Source organism: Mycobacterium asiaticum, from assembly GCF_001668675.1.
Classification (GTDB): Bacteria; Actinomycetota; Actinomycetes; order Mycobacteriales; family Mycobacteriaceae; genus Mycobacterium; species Mycobacterium asiaticum_D.
The window spans coordinates 1-17,847 of the sequence record NZ_LZKQ01000231.1 but is presented as its reverse complement, the minus strand read 5'-3'; the positions used below and the strand labels follow the sequence as shown (position 1 = coordinate 17,847).

17 protein-coding genes and 1 pseudogene are annotated in these 17,847 nt (G+C 67.8%); 11 read left to right on the top strand and 7 right to left on the bottom strand.

Annotated features, from left to right (window positions below):
* The first annotated feature begins 97 nt into the window (after positions 1 to 97).
* Complete coding sequence (locus tag A9X01_RS20050; RefSeq protein ID WP_065122438.1) at positions 98 to 1,441, top strand: AAA family ATPase; 1,344 nt, start codon at positions 98 to 100, stop codon at positions 1,439 to 1,441.
* 16 nt (positions 1,442 to 1,457) lie between these two features.
* Here A9X01_RS20050 and A9X01_RS30620 read toward each other — a convergent pair whose 3' ends face one another.
* A complete protein-coding gene (locus A9X01_RS30620; protein ID WP_172832571.1) occupies positions 1,458 to 1,625 on the bottom strand; it encodes a hypothetical protein in 168 nt (55 codons plus the stop codon).
* 82 nt (positions 1,626 to 1,707) lie between these two features.
* Between A9X01_RS30620 and A9X01_RS20045 the strand changes: the two genes are divergently transcribed.
* The 6 genes from A9X01_RS20045 to A9X01_RS20020 all read left to right on the top strand — a co-directional run bounded on the left by A9X01_RS20045 (position 1,708) and on the right by A9X01_RS20020 (position 7,459).
* Positions 1,708 to 3,177, top strand: coding sequence for an amidase (locus A9X01_RS20045; protein ID WP_065122421.1), 1,470 nt, complete (start codon positions 1,708 to 1,710; stop codon positions 3,175 to 3,177).
* Between the two features lie 164 nt (positions 3,178 to 3,341).
* Complete coding sequence (locus tag A9X01_RS20040; RefSeq protein WP_065122420.1) at positions 3,342 to 4,559, top strand: cytochrome P450; 1,218 nt, start codon at positions 3,342 to 3,344, stop codon at positions 4,557 to 4,559.
* Between the two features lie 114 nt (positions 4,560 to 4,673).
* Positions 4,674 to 5,747, top strand: a complete 1,074-nt coding sequence (locus A9X01_RS20035) for a GGDEF domain-containing protein (protein ID WP_065122419.1) — start codon at positions 4,674 to 4,676, stop codon at positions 5,745 to 5,747.
* 21 nt (positions 5,748 to 5,768) lie between these two features.
* Positions 5,769 to 6,221 (top strand): PaaI family thioesterase, encoded by a 453-nt coding sequence (locus tag A9X01_RS20030; RefSeq protein ID WP_366663720.1) that lies wholly within the window; start codon positions 5,769 to 5,771, stop codon positions 6,219 to 6,221.
* Positions 6,222 to 6,463: 242 nt separating this feature from the next.
* On the top strand, positions 6,464 to 6,937 hold the full coding sequence (locus A9X01_RS20025) for a hypothetical protein (RefSeq protein WP_065122418.1): 474 nt from the start codon (positions 6,464 to 6,466) through the stop codon (positions 6,935 to 6,937).
* Positions 6,938 to 7,000: 63 nt separating this feature from the next.
* Positions 7,001 to 7,459, top strand: a complete 459-nt coding sequence (locus A9X01_RS20020; RefSeq protein WP_065122417.1) for an ATP-binding protein — start codon at positions 7,001 to 7,003, stop codon at positions 7,457 to 7,459.
* Here A9X01_RS20020 and malQ read toward each other — a convergent pair.
* The 3 genes from malQ to A9X01_RS20005 form a co-directional block, all read right to left on the bottom strand.
* Positions 7,417 to 9,453, bottom strand: a complete 2,037-nt coding sequence (gene malQ, locus A9X01_RS20015; protein WP_253849239.1) for a 4-alpha-glucanotransferase — start codon at positions 9,451 to 9,453, stop codon at positions 7,417 to 7,419. The genes A9X01_RS20020 and malQ overlap by 43 nt on opposite strands.
* 66 nt (positions 9,454 to 9,519) lie before the next feature.
* Positions 9,520 to 9,945: a pyridoxamine 5'-phosphate oxidase family protein gene (locus A9X01_RS20010; RefSeq protein WP_065122416.1), complete on the bottom strand. Its 426-nt coding sequence runs from the start codon at positions 9,943 to 9,945 to the stop codon at positions 9,520 to 9,522.
* A gap of 125 nt (positions 9,946 to 10,070) precedes the next feature.
* Entirely contained in the window at positions 10,071 to 10,811 is a 741-nt protein-coding gene (locus A9X01_RS20005; RefSeq protein WP_065122415.1) for an SHOCT domain-containing protein, read from the bottom strand.
* A gap of 200 nt (positions 10,812 to 11,011) precedes the next feature.
* Between A9X01_RS20005 and A9X01_RS20000 the strand changes: the two genes are divergently transcribed.
* Positions 11,012 to 13,225 carry an arylsulfatase gene (locus A9X01_RS20000; protein WP_253849237.1) on the top strand — a complete coding sequence of 738 codons (2,214 nt, stop codon included), beginning with the start codon at positions 11,012 to 11,014 and terminating at the stop codon, positions 13,223 to 13,225.
* Between the two features lie 41 nt (positions 13,226 to 13,266).
* Positions 13,267 to 13,689, top strand: coding sequence for a nitroreductase family deazaflavin-dependent oxidoreductase (locus tag A9X01_RS19995; protein ID WP_065122414.1), 423 nt, complete (start codon positions 13,267 to 13,269; stop codon positions 13,687 to 13,689).
* Positions 13,690 to 13,705: 16 nt separating this feature from the next.
* Here the strand turns inward: A9X01_RS19995 and A9X01_RS19990 are convergent, their stop codons facing one another.
* Positions 13,706 to 14,467 (bottom strand): DUF1684 domain-containing protein, encoded by a 762-nt coding sequence (locus A9X01_RS19990; RefSeq protein ID WP_065122413.1) that lies wholly within the window; start codon positions 14,465 to 14,467, stop codon positions 13,706 to 13,708.
* A gap of 339 nt (positions 14,468 to 14,806) precedes the next feature.
* On the opposite strand from A9X01_RS19990, the pseudogene A9X01_RS31485 reads away from it, so the two are divergent.
* Positions 14,807 to 15,982 (top strand): annotated as a pseudogene (locus tag A9X01_RS31485) (DNA polymerase); the annotation flags it as partial.
* Here A9X01_RS31485 and A9X01_RS19980 read toward each other — a convergent pair.
* Both A9X01_RS19980 and A9X01_RS30070 read right to left on the bottom strand, forming a co-directional pair.
* On the bottom strand, positions 15,967 to 16,770 hold the full coding sequence (locus tag A9X01_RS19980) for a DUF1206 domain-containing protein (protein WP_065122434.1): 804 nt from the start codon (positions 16,768 to 16,770) through the stop codon (positions 15,967 to 15,969). The pseudogene A9X01_RS31485 and the gene A9X01_RS19980 overlap by 16 nt on opposite strands.
* Before the next feature lie 4 nt (positions 16,771 to 16,774).
* Positions 16,775 to 16,921 (bottom strand): hypothetical protein, encoded by a 147-nt coding sequence (locus A9X01_RS30070; protein ID WP_155772185.1) that lies wholly within the window; start codon positions 16,919 to 16,921, stop codon positions 16,775 to 16,777.
* A 165-nt stretch (positions 16,922 to 17,086) separates the two neighbouring features.
* Between A9X01_RS30070 and A9X01_RS19975 the strand changes: the two genes are divergently transcribed.
* On the top strand, positions 17,087 to 17,847 hold a 761-nt coding region (locus tag A9X01_RS19975), incomplete at its 3' end, for an alpha/beta fold hydrolase (RefSeq protein WP_065122411.1).

Here is a 17,847-nt window from a genome sequence, read left to right as displayed (position 1 = left end):
ACGGCGACAGGTGTTGCGTGCCGAAAATCGGTTGAACGTCTCGGCTTCGGATGCGATCGTGGTCGGTTGCTCTGCCCAACCGACCGACGAGAAAGCAATGACACTCACCGACCGCACACTCGCGCCAATCGATGACCTCGGCGCGTGGCTGGACGGCCTCGACTACGGGGTCCGTCCGGCGCTGCGCGCCCTCGGTGAACTGCTGGTCGGTGTGGCCGAACGCGAAAGCGCGGAAAGCGCAGAGCGTTTCACCGCCCGTTGCCTCGGTGTACCGGACTGTGGCCACCTGGTCGACGAGGAGCGCGAGCTCAATCCGGTGTCCCGGCTGACCACGGCGCTGGCGCTGGCGGAATTGATCGATGCGCATGCCGACGTATGCGAAACCGGCCCCGGCGAGTGCGCCTATCCGCCGAAGTGGACCCAGACCGAGATCGGCGACCAGCGCTACCGGCACCCGCTGTGCTTGCGTGTGCATTTTCCCGCCGGCACGCTGCTTGCGGACGCAGGCTGCGTCATCCACATCGAGGCGCGCGACTCGATCATGCATTCGGCCGAGGTGTCCGCCTACGTGACACCGGACAACCAAGCGCGTGCCCGTGTCGTCCTCGACCGACTCGCCGAACGCGCCAACGAACTCAACCCCTACCGGGGCCGCGCGGTGCGGGCCAGCAACCGCCACGGACTGAATCTCACCGTCATCGACCTGCCGTCGGCGGCGACCCGGGACACCGTGATCGTGCCCGACGCGGTATGGACCGAAGTCGACCTCGGCATCACCGCGGTGCGTGACCGGCACCGCATTCTCAACGCGCACGGCCTCGGTGCGCGCCGCGGGGTATTGCTGTGCGGGCCACCCGGCACCGGCAAGTCGGCAGTCAGTGCCGTCGTCGCTCGCGAGGTGGTCGGGGAATTCACCGTCATCTATGTCGAGGCCAAGGCCGGCGAGGAATTGCTGACCGCCGTCGTCGAAGAGGCTCAGCGCCTCGGCGGTCCCGTGCTCATCGTGCTCGAGGACGTCGACCTGTGGTGCCGCGCCCGCGTCGCCGGTGATCGCGGACTCTCGGAATTGTTGCAGGCCATGGACATTGACGCCGATGCCCGCATCCTGACGCTGGCATCCACCAACGACGCCGCAACGCTGGACAAAGCGGCGATCCGCACCGGCCGCTTCGATTCCGTCGTCGAGGTGGGCTACCCCGCCGCGGCGGAGGCGGTCCGCATCCTGGCGGCGCTGATCCGCGACATTCCCGGCGGTCCGGCGGTCGACACCGAGGCGGTGGTGGCGGCGTTGCCGGAGCGCACCACTGGCAGCGACATCCGCGAGGTCGTCCGGCGCGCGGTGCTGGCCGACGACGAGGAGAAGGTCAGCACGCGAGCGCTGCTTGCCGAGGTGGGTGCCGGCAGGTACCGGGCGTCGGTACCGGCCGGGATGTACCTGTGAGTGTTACCGCGGAGGGCTACCGTCTGCTCTCGTCGGCGATCTGGTCCGCCGACTGCTGCGCGCCAGGGGCGTCGGGGTCGACATCCTGCTGTTCCAGCTGCGCCTCCTCGGCGAGCTGGTCTTCGGTCGGTTCCCTGGCATCCGTCGGCACGCCTGCCGGCTTGTCTTTTTGGTGCTGATCCACGCGGGGCCTCTCTGAGCGGCTTGAGTGTCTGCACTCAGGGTCTCCCCGTTCAGCCCCTTCGAAACCCGGTTACGGTCGAACCATGGATTTCGAGGAATACCGGAAATACGACGCCACCGGGCTGGCGAAACTCGTCGCCGACAAGGAAGTGACACCGGCGGAACTGCTCTCGCTGGCTCGGGACCGGGCGTCGGCGGTGAATCCCCGGATCAACGCCATCGTGCGCGACATCCCCGCCGCTCCCGATGAACAGCCGACCGGTCCGTTCGCCGGGGTTCCGTTTCTGATCAAGGACATTGCGCAGGACTACGCCGGCCTACCCACCTCGCAGGGGTCTCGGGCGCTGATGTCGACTCCTGTCGCCGAGCACGCGACCGTCGTCCAGCGCTGGCTCGACGCGGGGCTGGTGATCTTCGGTAAGACGAACCTGCCGGAATTCGGGGCGAAGGGCATCACCGAGTCCGACGCCTGGGGGCCGGCGCGCAACCCGTGGGATCTGCAGCGGACGCCGGGTGGGTCGTCGGGCGGTTCGGCGGCCGCCGTCGCGGCCGGGGTCGTGCCCTGCGCGGGCGCGAACGACGGTGGTGGTTCGATACGGATCCCCGCGGCGTGCTGTGGTTTGGTCGGTCTGAAGCCGGGTCGCGGGCTGACGCCGATGGGCCCGGCGACGGCCGAGGCGATGCATGGTGCCGCCGTGCAGGGCGTCGTTTCCCGAACGGTCCGTGACACCGCGGCAATGCTCGATGTCATCAGCGGCGGGGAGCCGTTCGGGCCGTATTTGCCGGGCTTGCCGGACGAACCCTTTGCCTCCCAGCTGGGCCAGGATCCGCCGAAACTGCGGATCGGGGTCCGCGTTCCTTCGGCGATCACCCCGAAACCGCACGCCGAAGCGTTCGCGGCCGTCGAGACGACCGTGCGCGCCCTGACCGAGCTCGGGCACCACGTGGAAGAACTGCCCCAGGCCCCGTACGACGATGCCGCGCTGGCTCGCGACTTTCTGTTGACCTGGTTCGTCCATCTGGCCTGGGATGTCGAGCAGGCCAAGCGGCTCACCGGTGCGGGCAACGAGTCGTTCGAGCGGGACACCCTGATCATGGCCGCGATCGGCCGGGCGACCAGCGGCGTGGATTATGTGGACGCCGTCGAACGGCGCCACGAGCACACCCGCCGGCTGACCACCTTCTTCGAGTCCTATGACCTGCTGTTGACCCCGACTTTGGCGACGCCGCCGCCCCGGATCGGTGAGTTCGAGCTGCCCGCTGCGCTGCAACGGGCATCGGACGCGCTGATCAAGACGCGTACCGCGAGCCTGCTGCGGTATACCAAGATCGTCGACGACCTGGTGGACAAGAACCTGGGCTGGGTCCCCTACACCCAACTGGCCAACCTCACCGGCCGCCCGGCGATTTCGCTGCCGCTGCACTGGACCGCTGACGGTATCCCGCTGGGTGCGCAGTTCAATGCGCCGCTGGGCGGCGAGGCGGTGTTGATCCGGCTGGCCTCCCAGCTCGAGCAGGCGGTTCCTTGGGGCGACCGGGTCGCGCCGCTGTAGCCAGCGGTCATCTACGGTGTGGCGGATGACGCTGCGAATGTTGCGGCCCGCCAACATGTCCCGGTAAACCTCGTGGGGACGAGTTTCGGTGACCGGTACCACTTTTCGTACTGTAATGTCTACGGTAAAGGTGAACAGCTGCCGCGTCGAAGAGGGGTGCAACGGTGCCGGAAGTTCTTGCGCGACATGACCAAGCGCGGCCCGACATCGATTTGACCGACGGGGGTTTCTACGCCGGCGATTCACGCTCGTACTACAAGTGGATGCGTCTGCACGAGCCGGTGTTTCGCGATAGCAAGGGCCTGGCCGCCGCGGCCAGTTACCAGGCGGTGATCGAAGCCGAGCGCAATCCCGAGGTGTTTTCCAATGCGGGCGGAATACGGCCCGACCAGGCCGCGCCACCGATGATGATCGCGATGGACGACCCGCAGCATCTGCTGCGCCGCAAACTCGTCAACGCCGGCTTCACCCGCAAGCGCGTCAAAGACCGCGAAGAGTCGATCGGCGCCCTCTGCGACGCACTGATCGATGCGGTGTGTGAACGCGGTGAGTGCGACTTCGTCCGCGACCTCGCGGCTCCGCTGCCGATGGCCGTGATCGGCGACATGCTGGGGGTGCTGCCCAAGGAACGCGAAATGTTCCTGCGCTGGTCCGACGACATGGTCAGCTTCCTCAGCAGCACCACCGACGAGCAGGATTTCCAGGTCTCGGTGGACGCCTTCGCCGCCTACACCGAATACATGACAACCATGATCGCGGCGCGCAAGGCCGAGCCGACCGACGACCTGGTGAGCGTGCTGGTGCATGCGGAAGTGGACGGGGAGCAGCTGGCTGACCACGAGATCGTCACCGAGGTGCTGCTGCTGCTGATCGGCGGTGACGAGACCACGCGCCACACCTTGTCCGGCGGCACCGCGCAGCTGTTGCGTGAACCGGAGCAGCATCAGCAGCTGGTGCGCGATCCGCAGTTGTTGCCGGCCGCGATCGAGGAGATGCTGCGCTGGACCTCGCCGGTGAAGAACATGGCGCGCACGGTGACCGCCGACATCGACTTCCACGGAACGCAGCTCAGGCAGGGCGAAAAGATCATCCTGCTGTTCGAAGCGGCGAACTTCGACGAGACGGTCTTCGATGACCCCGAGAGGTTCCGGATCGATCGGCACCCCAACAACCACCTGGCTTTCGGCTTCGGCACCCATTTCTGCCTCGGCAATCAACTGGCACGCCTGGAGCTGTCGATGATGCAGGAACGGCTGCTGCGGCGGCTGCCCGATTTACGGCTGGCTTCGGATTCCCCGCTGCCGTTACGCCCGGCGAACTTCGTCAGTGGGCTGGAAAGCATGCCGGTCCAATTCACCCCGTCCGCGCCAACCGGTCGGTAGCGGTTTTCCCGGACCGCCAACCAGGCCGGATGACCAGCGTTAAGCTGCTCGGTGGCCTCGAGACAGCCTCGACGGGCCAGCACCACTGCGCGTGGTGGCGATGGGGAATCGACGATGACTGCGATCTTTAGCCGGTGGCAACGGGCCGACCAGTATGACTGGCTCTCCGGTTACCTGGCTGCGCGGGGAATCAGCGGCGCCACCCGGGCATTGATGGCGTTCATCTCTGCGTCGATGGTGTTGTGCCTCTTCGCGCTGATGGCGGGGTCGGACGGACCGCGCGGATCGGTGCCGATCGCGATGACGTGGGCCGCGGTCGCCCTGGGTATCGCGGCGACGATGCTCTGGATCTGGCGCTGGCCAACACGAACCCAGTCGGTGGCGTTCGCGGTCAGCTGCAATACCGCGGTCGCGCTGGCCTGCCTGGCGCATCCCAACCCGCTGGCGTCTTTGATCGGATGCATCGCCTTCGCCACCTTCGGCGCCTACATCGCGTTCTTTCACACCACGGCCTTCGTGCTGTACAACTTCGCGGTCGCCGCGGCGGTCGCCGGCTACGAAGCCGTCCAGCTGGGGTCCTCGGGGCACCCGTCCCTGGCCGGTGTGGATCTGTGGCTGGTCCTCGAGGTCAACATCGCGCTGCCGTTGGCGATCCGGATCCTGGTCCGGGCGCTGTCGGGCGACCTGCTCCGCGCCGATCGCGATCCGCTGACCGGGCTGCTGAATCGACGCGCGTTCCAGCACAACGCCCTGGGGATGATGCTGGCCCGCCGCGGCATCGACGCGCACCTGGTGGTCCTGGTGATCGACTTGGACAACTTCAAAGGCCTCAACGACAACCGCGGTCATGCGGCCGGTGACCACGCGCTGGTCCAGGTGGGCCAGGCATTGCTGGCCGCCGCCGACGACCAGGCTGTGGTGGCGCGCAGCGGCGGCGAGGAGTTTCTGGTGGCCGGCACGGCGGCCAAATGCAACGCCGAATCGTTGGCGACGCAGATGTGCCTGGCCGTGGCGGGCTCGACCGCCGAAGTCACGGCCAGCATCGGCACCGCATGCGCCCTGTTGGACGACGCACCGGCGGGCGACCACCAGGCATTGCTGGAGCGGCTGATCACCGACTCCGACGCCGCGATGTACCAGGCGAAGCGCCTCGGCGGGAATCAGTGGTACCACCACGACCTGTGCTGAGCGGTATGCGACCATCGACGCGTGGCGGATCAGCTGGTCGAGATGATGAATGCGAGTCTGGCGTCGACGATTCCGATCGCCGACCGCATGGGCGTGCGGGTGATCGAAGCGGGGCGCGGTTTCGCCGCGACCAGTGTTCCGGTCGAAGGCAACGGCAACCACTTCGGCGTCATCTACGCCGGCGTGCAATTCACCGTGGCTGAGATCCTCGGCGGCATCATCGCGTTGTCCACGTTCGATGCCGCCAAGTACTTCCCGCTGGTGAAGAACGTCGACATCTCGTTCGTCGGCATGGCGACCACGCCGCTGCGCGCCGAGGCCAAGCTGGACGAGGACACCATCGCGCGCGTCCAAGCCGAGGCAGAGGAAAAGGGCAAAGCTGACTACACGCTCGAGGCGGTGGTCACCGACGCGACCGGGGCCGTGGTCGCCACCACCAAGGGGCTATATCAGCTGCGCGCACATCGTCGCTGACAGTTGACGGTGCCGGGCTCACGCCTCTCGGCAAGTGGTCGCTCGAAGCGACGGTTCTGATGTGGTACCCGGGGGAATCTCCGGCACCGCCGATCTGGTCAACCCGCGGGTGCGCCCGGATATTCCGGGACCGCTGAGCCGTTTATGACCCCGGCACGCCGGGTAACAACGTTTGCAGCGACTTGACTCGATGGCGGGCAAAGAGTTGTCGGACGTGTAACCGGATTAGCAAGGAATTGACCGTGAGCGCCAGACACCGCCTCATCGCAGGATCGAAATTCAGATTTGCCGGTGTAGGCGCAGCAGCATTCTCCGCATCCCTGCTTGCCGTGGCGTTGTTCGCCGCGCTGCTCAGCGGCCCGCTGTTCCTTTCCGCCGATGGCACAGACGAGGGACCCGCGGCCCCGGGTGCGGCCTCGTCGGCCGACAGCCAGCTCAGCCAGGAAGGAACTCTCGTCGCCGTCTCGGCCGAGTCGTTGACGGCACGCAGTGCCGACGGCTACACCCAAACCTACGTCGTGACCCCAGACACACTGGCGATCACCAAGGGGGGAAGTGCACCGATTGGCAATGCACCCGCTTTCGCGGTCAACGACGAAGTCGCAATCGTCGGGACGATCCAGAACGGGACACCGATGGTTACCGCGGTCGCACACCGCGGCATGGCGCACGGAGACGCTAGACCGATGGATTTTCTCGATGGAGCCGAGAATTGATTGTGGCCGAATAGTAACGCGGACAACGTTATCGCCCGCCCTGCCGATGGGTACCCCTGAACTATGAGCGTCCTGACATCCACCGCCGCCGACCCGGTTCGGCTGACTTGTGCGGGTGCGGCCGACGCCACGACGGCGGCGGCGTGGCGCCGCTTCCTGGACCGCTGGCTGGAACGGCGGGTGCAGGGACCGGCGGAGATCCGCGAGGACATCGTCCTGAGTGTGAACGAAGCGCTGGCCAACTGCGTGGAGCACGCCTACCGCGGCCATCGCGCGGTGGGCGGAATGCGCCTGTACGCCAGCTACGATCCTGCCGCGCACACCATCAGCGTGCGCGTCAGCGACCGGGGGACCTGGCATCGTCCGGTGCGCCGCCACCCAGACGACCCGTTTGCGTCCCGGGGCATCATGCTCATGCATACGCTGGCCGACCACTGCACCATCAACGCTCGCAGCACCGGCACCACCGTCTCACTGGATTACACCGTTCCAGCGGAGTCTGTTGGGACAGCCGACGATTGAGCGGACCCGCCGAACACTGCGGTGATCTCGGCCACCCGGTGGTCCTCGCGCAGGTCCTCCAGCGCTGTTGGAAGCGGCTGCCGCCAGTTGGGGTATTCGTCAACTGTGCCAGGAAGATTGGGTTGACGGGTCGCACCGAGCACGTCGTAGGGCGAGATCAGCTTCAGTCGGCTGGGGGTAGCCGCGAGGAAGCGGTGCATCGCCACGATGATCGCCGTCTCGTCGGGCTCGGCCGCGGAATGCCCAGCGGGCAGCAGGTTTTCGGAGCGCAGCAGCGCCAACCACTCGGCGCGTTCCCGGGTCGCTGCGGCCTCCTCGGCCGGCACGTCGTCAAGCAGTCCGAGATCGGCGCGCGCCCGCACGTGCTCACCGCGCAGGAAGCCGGCCGCGGTGGGCAGGTCGTGCGTGGAAAGGCTGGCTGCCGCCCTCGACGGCCACCGCGCCGACGGCAGCAGAGGTTCGCCGGGCGCGGACTCGTCGCGGGTGAACCACGACACCGCGCAGCCGAGCATGCCGTTGTCGGCTAAGGCCTGAGTGACCTCCGGTTCCACGGTGCCCAGGTCCTCGCCGACGACCGTGGCCTTGGCCCGGTGAGCTTCCAGGGCAAGGACGGCCAACATCACGTCGGCGTCATAGTGCACATAGGTGCCGCGGTCCGGACCGTCGCCGGGTGGAATCCACCACAGCCGCCACAGGCCCGCGACGTGGTCGATCCGCAGCCCATCGGCGTGCACCAGGACGGCCCGGACCATGTCCCGCAGGGCGGCATAGCCGGTTTGGGCCAGCCGATCCGGCCGCCAGGGTGGCAGCCCCCAGTCCTGACCGCGTGGGGTGAAATTGTCGGGCGGCGCGCCCACGCTGACCCCGGTCGCCAGTACATCGGCCAGCGCCCAAGCATCGGCCCCTTCGGGGTCCACCCCCACGGCGAGGTCGTGCAGGACACCAAGCGCCATCCCGGCGTCGTGGGCCGCCTGCCGTACCGCCACCAGTTGCTCGGCGCACCGATGCTGCACCCAGGCATGAAATGCCAGCCGAGGAGCCAACTCTCGGCGCGCCGCCGCCACGGCAAGCCCGTTGACGTCGCGCAGCGACTCGGGCCAGCGGGTCCACCGGCCGCCATGTACCTCGGCCAGTGCACAGTAGGTCGCGAAGTCGCGCAGACCGTCGGCGCCGGAGGAGTCGTCGAGCGCGGCGGGCCGGCCCGCGGCGCGCCAAAGCAATTCCAGCGCCGAGCGCTTGGCGGCCCAGACCAGATCGTGGTCGATCCGCGGGGTGGTCGATGACACCCGCAGCGCATCCACCTCGGCGCGGGTGTCGGGGTCGGCCCGGCGGTAGACGTCGAGGTCTTCGATGCGCAGCGCCAGCGGGTTGGCGAAGCGCCGGCTGGACGGCGTATAGGGCGATGGCTGGACCGGATGGGTGGGACCGGGCGCGTGCAGCGGGTTCAGCAGAACCGCGCCGGCCCCGTGTTCGGCGGCCGTCCACGTCAGGAAATCCTTGAGGTCCCCGAGGTCGCCGATGCCCCAGGAGCGGGCCGAGCGCAGCGCGTAGAGCTGCAGCATCCAGCCCCAGGTGGAGGGGGTGGACGGGACCTGAGGCGGAGCGGCGACCACGGTGATTTCCTGCCCGTCCCGGGTCTGCAGCCGGTACCAGCCCGGGGACAGTTCGCCCGGCAGCTCGTCGCGCACCTCGGTGTGGCTGCCGTCCTCGCCGATCAGCAGGCGGGCCCCGGGGACGGACCGCGTCTGCCCGGTGCGCACGGCGATGGTGGCCGGCAGCACACCGGCGCGGTCACGTTCCTCGAGCCGGGCCAGCTCGCGGCGCCGGTCGGCCTCGGTGGCTGCTTCGACATCCAGCAGACCGAGCACCCGGACCACCACGTCTGCGTCGACCTCTACGGGTTCGCGTCGTTCATTGCGGTAGGAGGTGGCCACCCCGTGCGCGGCGGCGAGCCGGCGCAGGTCTTCAGGTATCGCGCGCTGCGTTAGGGACACCGCGCAGGTATACCCGCGGTGCGTCCGCTCACACGCAAATTGCCTGCCGCCGTAGCGGTTTGCGCATCAAAGTTCGTCGGAGAAGTCCGCGGTGAGCCAGCGGTCCGGGCGGACGGAGAACATCACGGTCGGCTGGCCTTCGAGGCTACGCACAAACGCGCGCCCGCCCTCCTCGCCGAGGTATCGGATGGCGATCGCCTCCTGCACGTCGTCGGGAGCCGGTGTGGTGGTGTCGACTACCGTGCCCTCCACGATGACGTACTGGTACGGCGGATCTTCGCGTTGCACAACAAGTGTCACCGCACCGGCTTTCTCGATCAGCCTGGCCTTCCGCGTCGTAGGCCCGGTGGTGAAGCGAACCAGCCCGTCGGCGTAGTCGTACCAGATCGGCGCGCTGGCCGGCGGGCGGGGACCGCCGGAGCCGATCGAGAGCACCGCGATGTGCTTGTCGGCGAGAAACGCTTCACGTTCGGCTTCGGTCAAGGATCTCATGTGCGATGGAACACAGTGGGCTCACAGCGCTATTCCCCGGCGTCGGATTCGCGCCGAACGTGGGCCTCAAGAAGGTGATCCCACGTCGGGGCATGCATGAGCCCCACGTTCGACGAACTGCGCCGTCAGAGTCGGCCCAGCAACTCCGCCTTCTTGGTCGCGAACTCCTCATCGGACAAGATGCCCCGATCGTGCAGTCCGGCCAGGGACTCGATGGCCGCAACAATGTCCGTGGTATCCCCGGAGCGGCCGGCCTGCTGTTGCGGCGGGGGTGCGGCGGTGGGTGTTTCGGCGACCTGCTGTGCCCCGAGTTCCTGCAGGCTTGACACGTCGAAGGTGCCGAACTGGCTGGTGAAAGTGACCGCGCCGGCCCCGCCGCTCTGTTGCTGCTGCACGCCGGTGATGTGATGCTCACCGGTGTCGAAAACTCTCGTGACACCGTTGACCTGGATCGCCAACCGCCGAGTGCCCGGAAAGATCGCATACCGCGCGCTGTTCTGCCCACCCGACGAACTCGGCACACCCAAATCGGCCGGCCACCAGTTGCCGGAGGTGAAACCCTGCGCCTGAGCTTGTCCGCTCGGCGCGGCGAACACGGTGGCCGACGAAAGCAATTGGGACAATTCGCTGCACAGCGCGTCGACGCGCGCCTTCAGCGCGTTGTCGAACATGTTGCCGACCATCGTCATTCCGCCCCGCATCCACTGACCCGATCCGCCCAACTCGGGGATGTTGAACTGTGCCATGGCGCCGCCGCCGGCGTGCAGGGCGAACAGCAACGCCAGCACCGCCTCCCGCGAGATGCCATGGCGCTGCGCGATCTCGGTGACGGCGATTTCCGCCTCGGGGGTGACCGTTGCCTTCATGAGTTGCGAGTCTTTCGTTGGGGATACCGGATTCAGCTTACGGAAGCTGCCTGGACCTGGCTCGCATCGAATACCCGGGGTGGACGTCAGTAAAAACCACCGCCGCCGCAAAGTCTTGTGCGTCACACGGGCAGCCCATAGGGTAAGCCGCGACTTGTAGTCGACCGACTACAGCGCCCGACGTCCCACGGAGGATCTGCGTGAGCCCCACCCCGCCGACGGACGCCCCTAACGTCGTGGTGATCGTCCTCGACGATCTCGGCTTCGCCCAATTCGGTTGCTACGGTTCGGATATCGCGACGCCCACCATCGACCGGCTGGCCGGGGATGGCCTGCGCTACAACCGGTTCCACGTGACCGCGTTGTGTTCGCCCACCCGGGCGGCGTTGTTGACCGGCCGCAACCACCACGCGGTGGGCATGGGGTTTCTCGCCGATCTGCCCACGTCGCATCCGGGATACACCTCCCGCCTGCCGCGCTCGGCGGCCGCATTACCGCGGTTGCTGCGCGACGCCGGTTGGAGCACGTTGGCCGTGGGCAAGTGGCATCTGGTACCACGGGGGCAACTCGGGGGCGCCGGGCCATTCGACCAATGGCCGCTGGGGTTGGGTTTCGAGCGCTTCTACGGTTTCCTTCGCGGTGACGCCAATCAGTGGGCACCCGAACTAGTTCGGGACAATTCGTTCGTCGAGGCACCAATCCGCGACGGCTACCACCTGACCGAGGACCTCGCCGACGAAGCCATCCGGATGGTGCTCAACCAGCAGGCCGGTGCGCCGGGCAAGCCGTTCTTCCTGTACTTCGCCACCGGCGCCATGCACTCGCCCCACCATGTGGCGCGCTCGTGGGCCGACGCCTACGCCGGCCGATTCGACGACGGCTGGGACCAATGGCGCGACGCACTCTTCGCCCGGCAACTCGAAACGGGGGTCGTGCCCGCCGCCACCACGCTGACACCCCGGCCGTCGTGGGTACCGGCCTGGGACAGCCTGAGCGCCGAGGAGCGCCGACTGTACGCCCGCATGCACGAGGTGTACGCCGGATTCCTCAGCCACACCGACGCGCAGATCGGCCGCGTGGTAGCTGCTCTGGATCGGATCGGTCAGCTGGACAACACGCTGATCTTCGTGCTGTCGGACAACGGTGCCAGCGCCGAGGGCGGTGTGACGGGAACCGTCAACGAACACCGGTTCACCCACCGCGTCCGCGACAACCTCACCGAGAACCTCGCACTCCTCGACGACTGGGGTGGTACCGAGACCTACCCGCACTATGCCTGGGGCTGGGCCTGGGCCGGCAACACGCCGTTTCGGCTGTGGAAGCGCTACACCTGGCTCGGTGGGACCCGCGTTCCGTTAATCATCCACTGGCCCAAACACATTCGCGACGGCGGCGGCGTCCGCCCGCAATTCGGTCACGCGATCGACCTGCTGCCGACCGTGCTCGACGCGTGCGGCGTGACAGTGCCGGAGGCGGTCGACGGCATCACCCAAACGCCGGTTCAGGGCGCCAGCCTGCTGCCCACCTTCACCGACCCGTCCGCTCCCGACCCGCGCTCGGTGCAGTACTTCGAGATGCTCGGGTCGCGCGCCATCTTCGTTGACGGCTGGAAAGCCACCACTGACCACGTCTCCACCGGTCTCATGGACGAGGACTTGTTGCTGCCCGGCAGCCGTGACTTCGACCAGGACACCTGGTCGCTGTTCAACCTCGACGAAGACTTCTCCGAATCGCACGACGTCGCCGCCGAACACCCCGACGTGCTCGAGCGGCTGAAGCGGCAGTGGTCGGCCGAAGCCGAAGCGAATAACGTGCTGCCGTTGCTGGATTCACTGGTGGGGCGGTTGGCGGCCTTCGTACCGCCGCAGTATCCCATCGGCCAGACGGTGACGCTGTATCCGGAGGCAGGGCCGGTGTCCGACGAGTCGATACCCTTGCTGGTCGGCGGGGGCCGGATCATCGCCGACGTGGAGGTGGCCGACTCCGCCCCCAGCGGAGTGCTGTTCGCTATCGGTGACCACAACGGCGGCCTGGCGGGTTACGTCGTCGACGGCAGGCTCACGGTGACCCTGGCGCTGCCGGGCGGGGCCCTGAAAGTTCAAGCGGACCAACCGCTTCCGGCTGGTCGCCACCTGGTGGGATGTGTGCTGCGCCTGGCGTCCGGCGGGGTGCGGGCCGAAGCGGTAGTCGACGACGCCGTGGTGGCCACCGCCACGTCCGTACACACGCTGCCGTTCGTCTGGCAGCACGGCGGCACCCGCATCACGCTCGGCTACGAGCGCGGCCTGCCGGTGAGCCGCGACTATCAACCACCGTTCGCGTGGAACGGTGCCCTGCACTCGGTCACGGTGCACGCCGGCGACTCCGAACCCAACCAACTGGAGGCCCTGCGCGGCGCGCTGACAGCGGACTGAACCTGGAATGGATCGGGTGCGGCGATGTGTTGAGGACTCATATGGCCGATCAAATCGAACTGAGTCCCACCGACTGGGTACGCAAGCAGACCGAAAAGATTTTGGAGCAGGGCACCACCGACGGTGTCGAGATCTTCGACAAGCCCGTCGTTCTGGTGACCATCACCGGAGCGAAGACCGGAAAACAGCGTTATGTGCCGCTGATGCGCGTGGAGAAGGACGGCCGCTACGCGATCGTGGCGTCCAAAGGCGGCGCACCGGCGCACCCGTCCTGGTATTTCAACCTCAAGGTGAACCCGACCGTGACGCTGCAGGACGGCGAGAAGGTGGTCACCCTGACGGCGCGTGAGCTGGCGGGAACCGAGCGCGAGGAATGGTGGCAGCTGGCGGTCGAGGCCTACCCGCCGTACGCGGAGTACCAGACCAAGACGGACCGGCTCATCCCCGTCTTCGTGCTGGAATAGCGAAACTCAGCGGAACTCAGCGCGGGTTCTTCTCACCCGCCTCTACCGCGACCGGCAGTCGGTTCTCCGGCGGCGCCACCGGGCACGTGGCGTAGTCGGTGAACGAGCACGGCAGGTTCGACGCCCGGTTGAAGTCCAGCGTCACCTTGCCGTCCCCGTCGGGCAGGGCCACCGAAAGCGACCGCGCGCCAGGGTAGGTGGTGACACCGCTGGTCTCGTCGGTGAACAACACCTGCAGCCCACCGTCTTTGCCACCGAACGCAACCAGCCGCAGCGCAAGGCCGGCGAGTTCGAAGTCGATGACGCCGACCGCGTTGAGGTGGTGCCGTAGTCCTTCCACCACCGCGCCGGTGGTCACCGTTTCCGGCTGCGGGTACGGGCTGAAAACGCCGGGCACGCGCCACCGTTCGCGCGGCGGATAGGTGGGTATGCCGCGGTATTCCCGCAGGTGCGGGGATCGGGGATCGTGGATTCGCAACGCCGCGGCGCCGGTCCGGCGGATCACTTCGACGCGGCGCTCCCCGACGTCGACCAGCAGCCCCGGTGCTCCCTCGACGGGCTCGAGCCGGTCGGCTCCGTCGATGCCCGTTACATAGACGGCGTCCGTGTCGGCCCGCCAGCGGCCCGGCAGGTCGGCGACCGTCTCGAATTCTTCGGTGAGCCAATACAAGCCGGTCAAGCTCACCCAACCCAGTGGGTCGCGGAAATAGGCCTCGCGCTCGGCGTGCCAGCGTTCCCACGCCGCCTCGAACGTGTCGGTCTGTGACGGGGCCGTCATAGTCATCGTTGTAGAACTCCTTCACGAACACCGGGGTGTTTGAACCCACCGAGCGTCACGCCAGCGTGGCCCTCAGCGGTGACCGGCACGCTGGTGTGACGCTCGGCGCAACGATAGGTCCGCTGGGTTCATTCCCTGAATCAGGCCCGACGCTAACCTTGAGCACAACGGTACGTCTGCGTACCGTGTCGGCAGAAGGGAGGCGGCGTTGGTCGAAGCGACGACGGACATCGCGGCCACCCCGCCGGCGGCCGGCGGCCGCGCCGTCGGGTACGGCCGCAGTGCCGGTCGGCCCACGCAGCGCGAGGAGCGGGTGGCCGGATGAGCCTGTCCAGGGATTTCGACGTGCGCGGCCGGGTACTGGAGGCGGGTGAGCTGCCCGCCTGGCTGTCAGAACACAGCCTGGGCAATCGGTTCGGTCTGAGCGTTGCCGGCACCGGTACCGGATACGACGCGCGGGCCGCGTCCCTGGCGATCGTGGCGGCCGACGGGGATGGTCGTTTCCTTGACCTCGCCGCACTGACCCCGGATGACACGGAGGCGTTGGTGTCCTGGCTCGCCGACCCGGGTCCGCCGAAGGCCGTGCACGACGCACCGAGGGCGATGCACGCGCTGGGGCGCCGCGGCTGGGCCCTGCGGGGCATCACCTCCGACACCATGCTGGCGGCGCGCCTGTTGCGTCCCGAACGTCAATCAGGTTCGCTCAACGAGCTTTTGGTGCACCACATGCGCTGCGCACTGCCGCCGGAAGCCGTCGAGGGAGACAGCCCGCGGGGCTTGATCCTGCAGGCTTGCGCGGTACTCGATCTGGCCGACGTGCTGGACGAGGAGCTCGCGCGCATCGACTCCTCGTCGCTGCTGGGGCGGCTGGAGTTGCCGGCGCAGCGGGTGCTGGCCGAGCTGGAGATGGTAGGCGTCGCTGTGGACCGCCGGATCCTGGCGGCCGCCGCGCCCTCGAAACACGTTGCAGCGGACGGGCGTATCCACAGCTCGGCCCCCGGGCACCAGATGCGCGAGGCGGTCGTGGCGGGTGAGGGCTATGCCGGACTGATGATCGCGCAATACCGGGATCTGGACACCCGGATCCTGGCGCACTGGGCCGGCGAAGGTGCCGTGATCGACGAGGCTCGCAGCGTCGGGTACGCCTCGACCCTGCTGGGGCGGCGACACTATTTGCCGGACTTGGGCAGCGGTGATCCCCGGGTGCGGGCGGCAGCCGAGCGCGCCGCCGTCGCGATGGCGATCAGGGGCAGCGCCGCCGACATCATCAAGGTCGCGACGATCGACGTGGACCAGGCGATCAAGGCGGTTGGCCTGACGTCACGCCTGGTGCTGCAGCTGTCCAGCGGGCTGGTGTTCGAGGTCGCCGCCGGCGAGCGCGACGACCTGGCCGGCTATGTCCGCGACAGCATGCGCGGCGCCTACCCGCTGGACGAGCCACTCGAGGTGTCGATCGGCTATGGTCCTACCTTGACCGCGGCTATGTCTCACATCCGGTCTCACATCCGCGAATAGCGGCTCAGCGCAAAGCTATACAGTCCGTAGGCCGCGAACCCGATCGACGCCAAAGCAAGCAACACCATCCCGATGCGGGTCGCGGCAAGCGTTTTCACGGCGGCATCCAGACCCGCAGCCTTCGCGGGATCGACGTCGACGGACGCCTTGACGACCAGCCCTCCCGCGATGGCCAGCACCACCCCCTCGACGACATAACCGCAGCCGCCGAGCGCCGCCACCCCCTTGGGCCGATCGGTCAGGTCGGACAGGAATCTCTTCGACGCCCCTTTGTACGCGTGATAGCCGCCGACCACGACCACCGCGACTCCGCCGGCGATCAGGGCCGCCCGGCCCGCTCCCGATTGCATCAACCGGGCGCTCAGGCCGGCGGTCTGCTGACCGCTCGGCTGGCGATCGCCGAGAGCGAAACGCACCGCGGTCAGCCCCACGCCGCAGTACACCACCATCAATCCCAACGCCTTCAGGCGATTTCCCGCGCTTGCATCCTGCGAGTCGGCATCGACACCCTCGGCCGGGTGCAACCCGATCAACGCTTCGGCGAATCGCCACAGAGTCAGCGGGATCAGCGCGAGGGCCAAACCCCACAGCGCCGCTTCGCCGCCACCGCTGGCCGCCACCGTCGCCAGGGCGCCGGATGGATCGGCGTTGGCCGAACTCCCGCAAGCGATGCGGGCGATCAGGTACGCGATGAGCAGATGGATGACGCCGCTGACGATGAATCCCGTTCTGGCGGCGAATCGTAAGCCATCATGGCGCGTCGCGTCGTGCAGAAGTTTCCACCGCATGACGTCACTCGCTCGCGCCGTCACCTCCACCCTCGGCGGCCGAAGACGGATCGGCGGCGAACTCTTTGGAGCTGTCCTTCAGCCCCTCTCCCTCTGCGGCCTGCGGCGGTTGCTCGGCGCCCTCCGGGGGTGGCTGTTCGGCAGTCGTCACGATTTCTCCCTTCCAGGGGTGCGTGTCCCTCTCTGCTACCCGGATCGCGTTGGTGGGAAACCGGGCCGCGGGCGGGTCGTCCGTCCGGCGCGGCCGCTGTGTTCCAGCTGTGTTCCGCCTGTGTTTCAATAGCCCATCGACAGCTGGCGGCGGACTCTTTCCACCATGCGGTTACCGATGGTGCCCGCAGTGGCCCCGGCCGCCAATGTGCCGTCGGGCCAGGTGCTGGAGTTGCCCGGCCGGGGGAACACCTACGTCTATGACTCCGGGCCGTGCGACGGACCCACCTACGTCCTGCTGCACTCGCTGGCCTGCACCGGATTGATGACCTGGTACCCCGCGCTGGAGGCCATCCGGGAATTCGGCCGCGTGGTGATTTTCGACCAGCGCTGCCACGGCCAAGGGATCTCGCCGCCCCGGATGCTGTTGGAGGATTGCGCCGACGACGTCGTCGCGCTGGCCGACGTCCTGGGTATCGACAGCTTCGTGCCGGTGGGCTACTCGATGGGGTCGCTGATCGCGCAGCTGGTCTGGCGGCGGCACCGTGAACGGGTGGACGGGCTGGTGTTGTGCGCCGCCGCGGCGGCGGTGAGCCGCGCCCAGTACGAGCGGGTGGCCACCGGGTTGTTCGCGGCTCTCATCGAGTCACTGACCCCCGCGCCCCGCCGCTGTCAGCCCGCCGGGGCGGTGACCCAGGGCTTCCTGCCGGACCATCAATGGGTGCTCGGCCAGTTTCGCAGCACCTCTCCGGGCGGCATCACCCGCGCGATCGCCGAGGTGGTCCGGTTCGACTCAACCTCGTGGGTCGGCGACATCGACGTGCCGACCGCGGTGGTCGTCACGATGAAGGATCGCGCGTTCGGTGTGGCCCGGCAGAAGTGGCTGGCGGAGCAGATTCCGGACGCCGTGATGGTGCCGATCGAGGC

Excerpts from the sequence above, each read along its gene's own strand:
- A9X01_RS20050 (WP_065122438.1), top strand. The coding sequence starts at position 98 with ATGACACTCACCGACCGCACACTCGCGCCAATCGATGACCTCGGCGCG.
- A9X01_RS20045 (WP_065122421.1), top strand. The coding sequence starts at position 1,708 with ATGGATTTCGAGGAATACCGGAAATACGACGCCACCGGGCTGGCGAAA.
- A9X01_RS20035 (WP_065122419.1), top strand. The coding sequence starts at position 4,674 with ATGACTGCGATCTTTAGCCGGTGGCAACGGGCCGACCAGTATGACTGG.
- A9X01_RS20020 (WP_065122417.1), top strand. The coding sequence starts at position 7,001 with ATGAGCGTCCTGACATCCACCGCCGCCGACCCGGTTCGGCTGACTTGT.
- A9X01_RS20010 (WP_065122416.1), bottom strand. The coding sequence starts at position 9,945 with ATGAGATCCTTGACCGAAGCCGAACGTGAAGCGTTTCTCGCCGACAAG.
- A9X01_RS20005 (WP_065122415.1), bottom strand. The coding sequence starts at position 10,811 with ATGAAGGCAACGGTCACCCCCGAGGCGGAAATCGCCGTCACCGAGATC.
- A9X01_RS19995 (WP_065122414.1), top strand. The coding sequence starts at position 13,267 with ATGGCCGATCAAATCGAACTGAGTCCCACCGACTGGGTACGCAAGCAG.
- A9X01_RS19990 (WP_065122413.1), bottom strand. The coding sequence starts at position 14,467 with ATGACGGCCCCGTCACAGACCGACACGTTCGAGGCGGCGTGGGAACGC.
- A9X01_RS19980 (WP_065122434.1), bottom strand. The coding sequence starts at position 16,770 with ATGCGGTGGAAACTTCTGCACGACGCGACGCGCCATGATGGCTTACGA.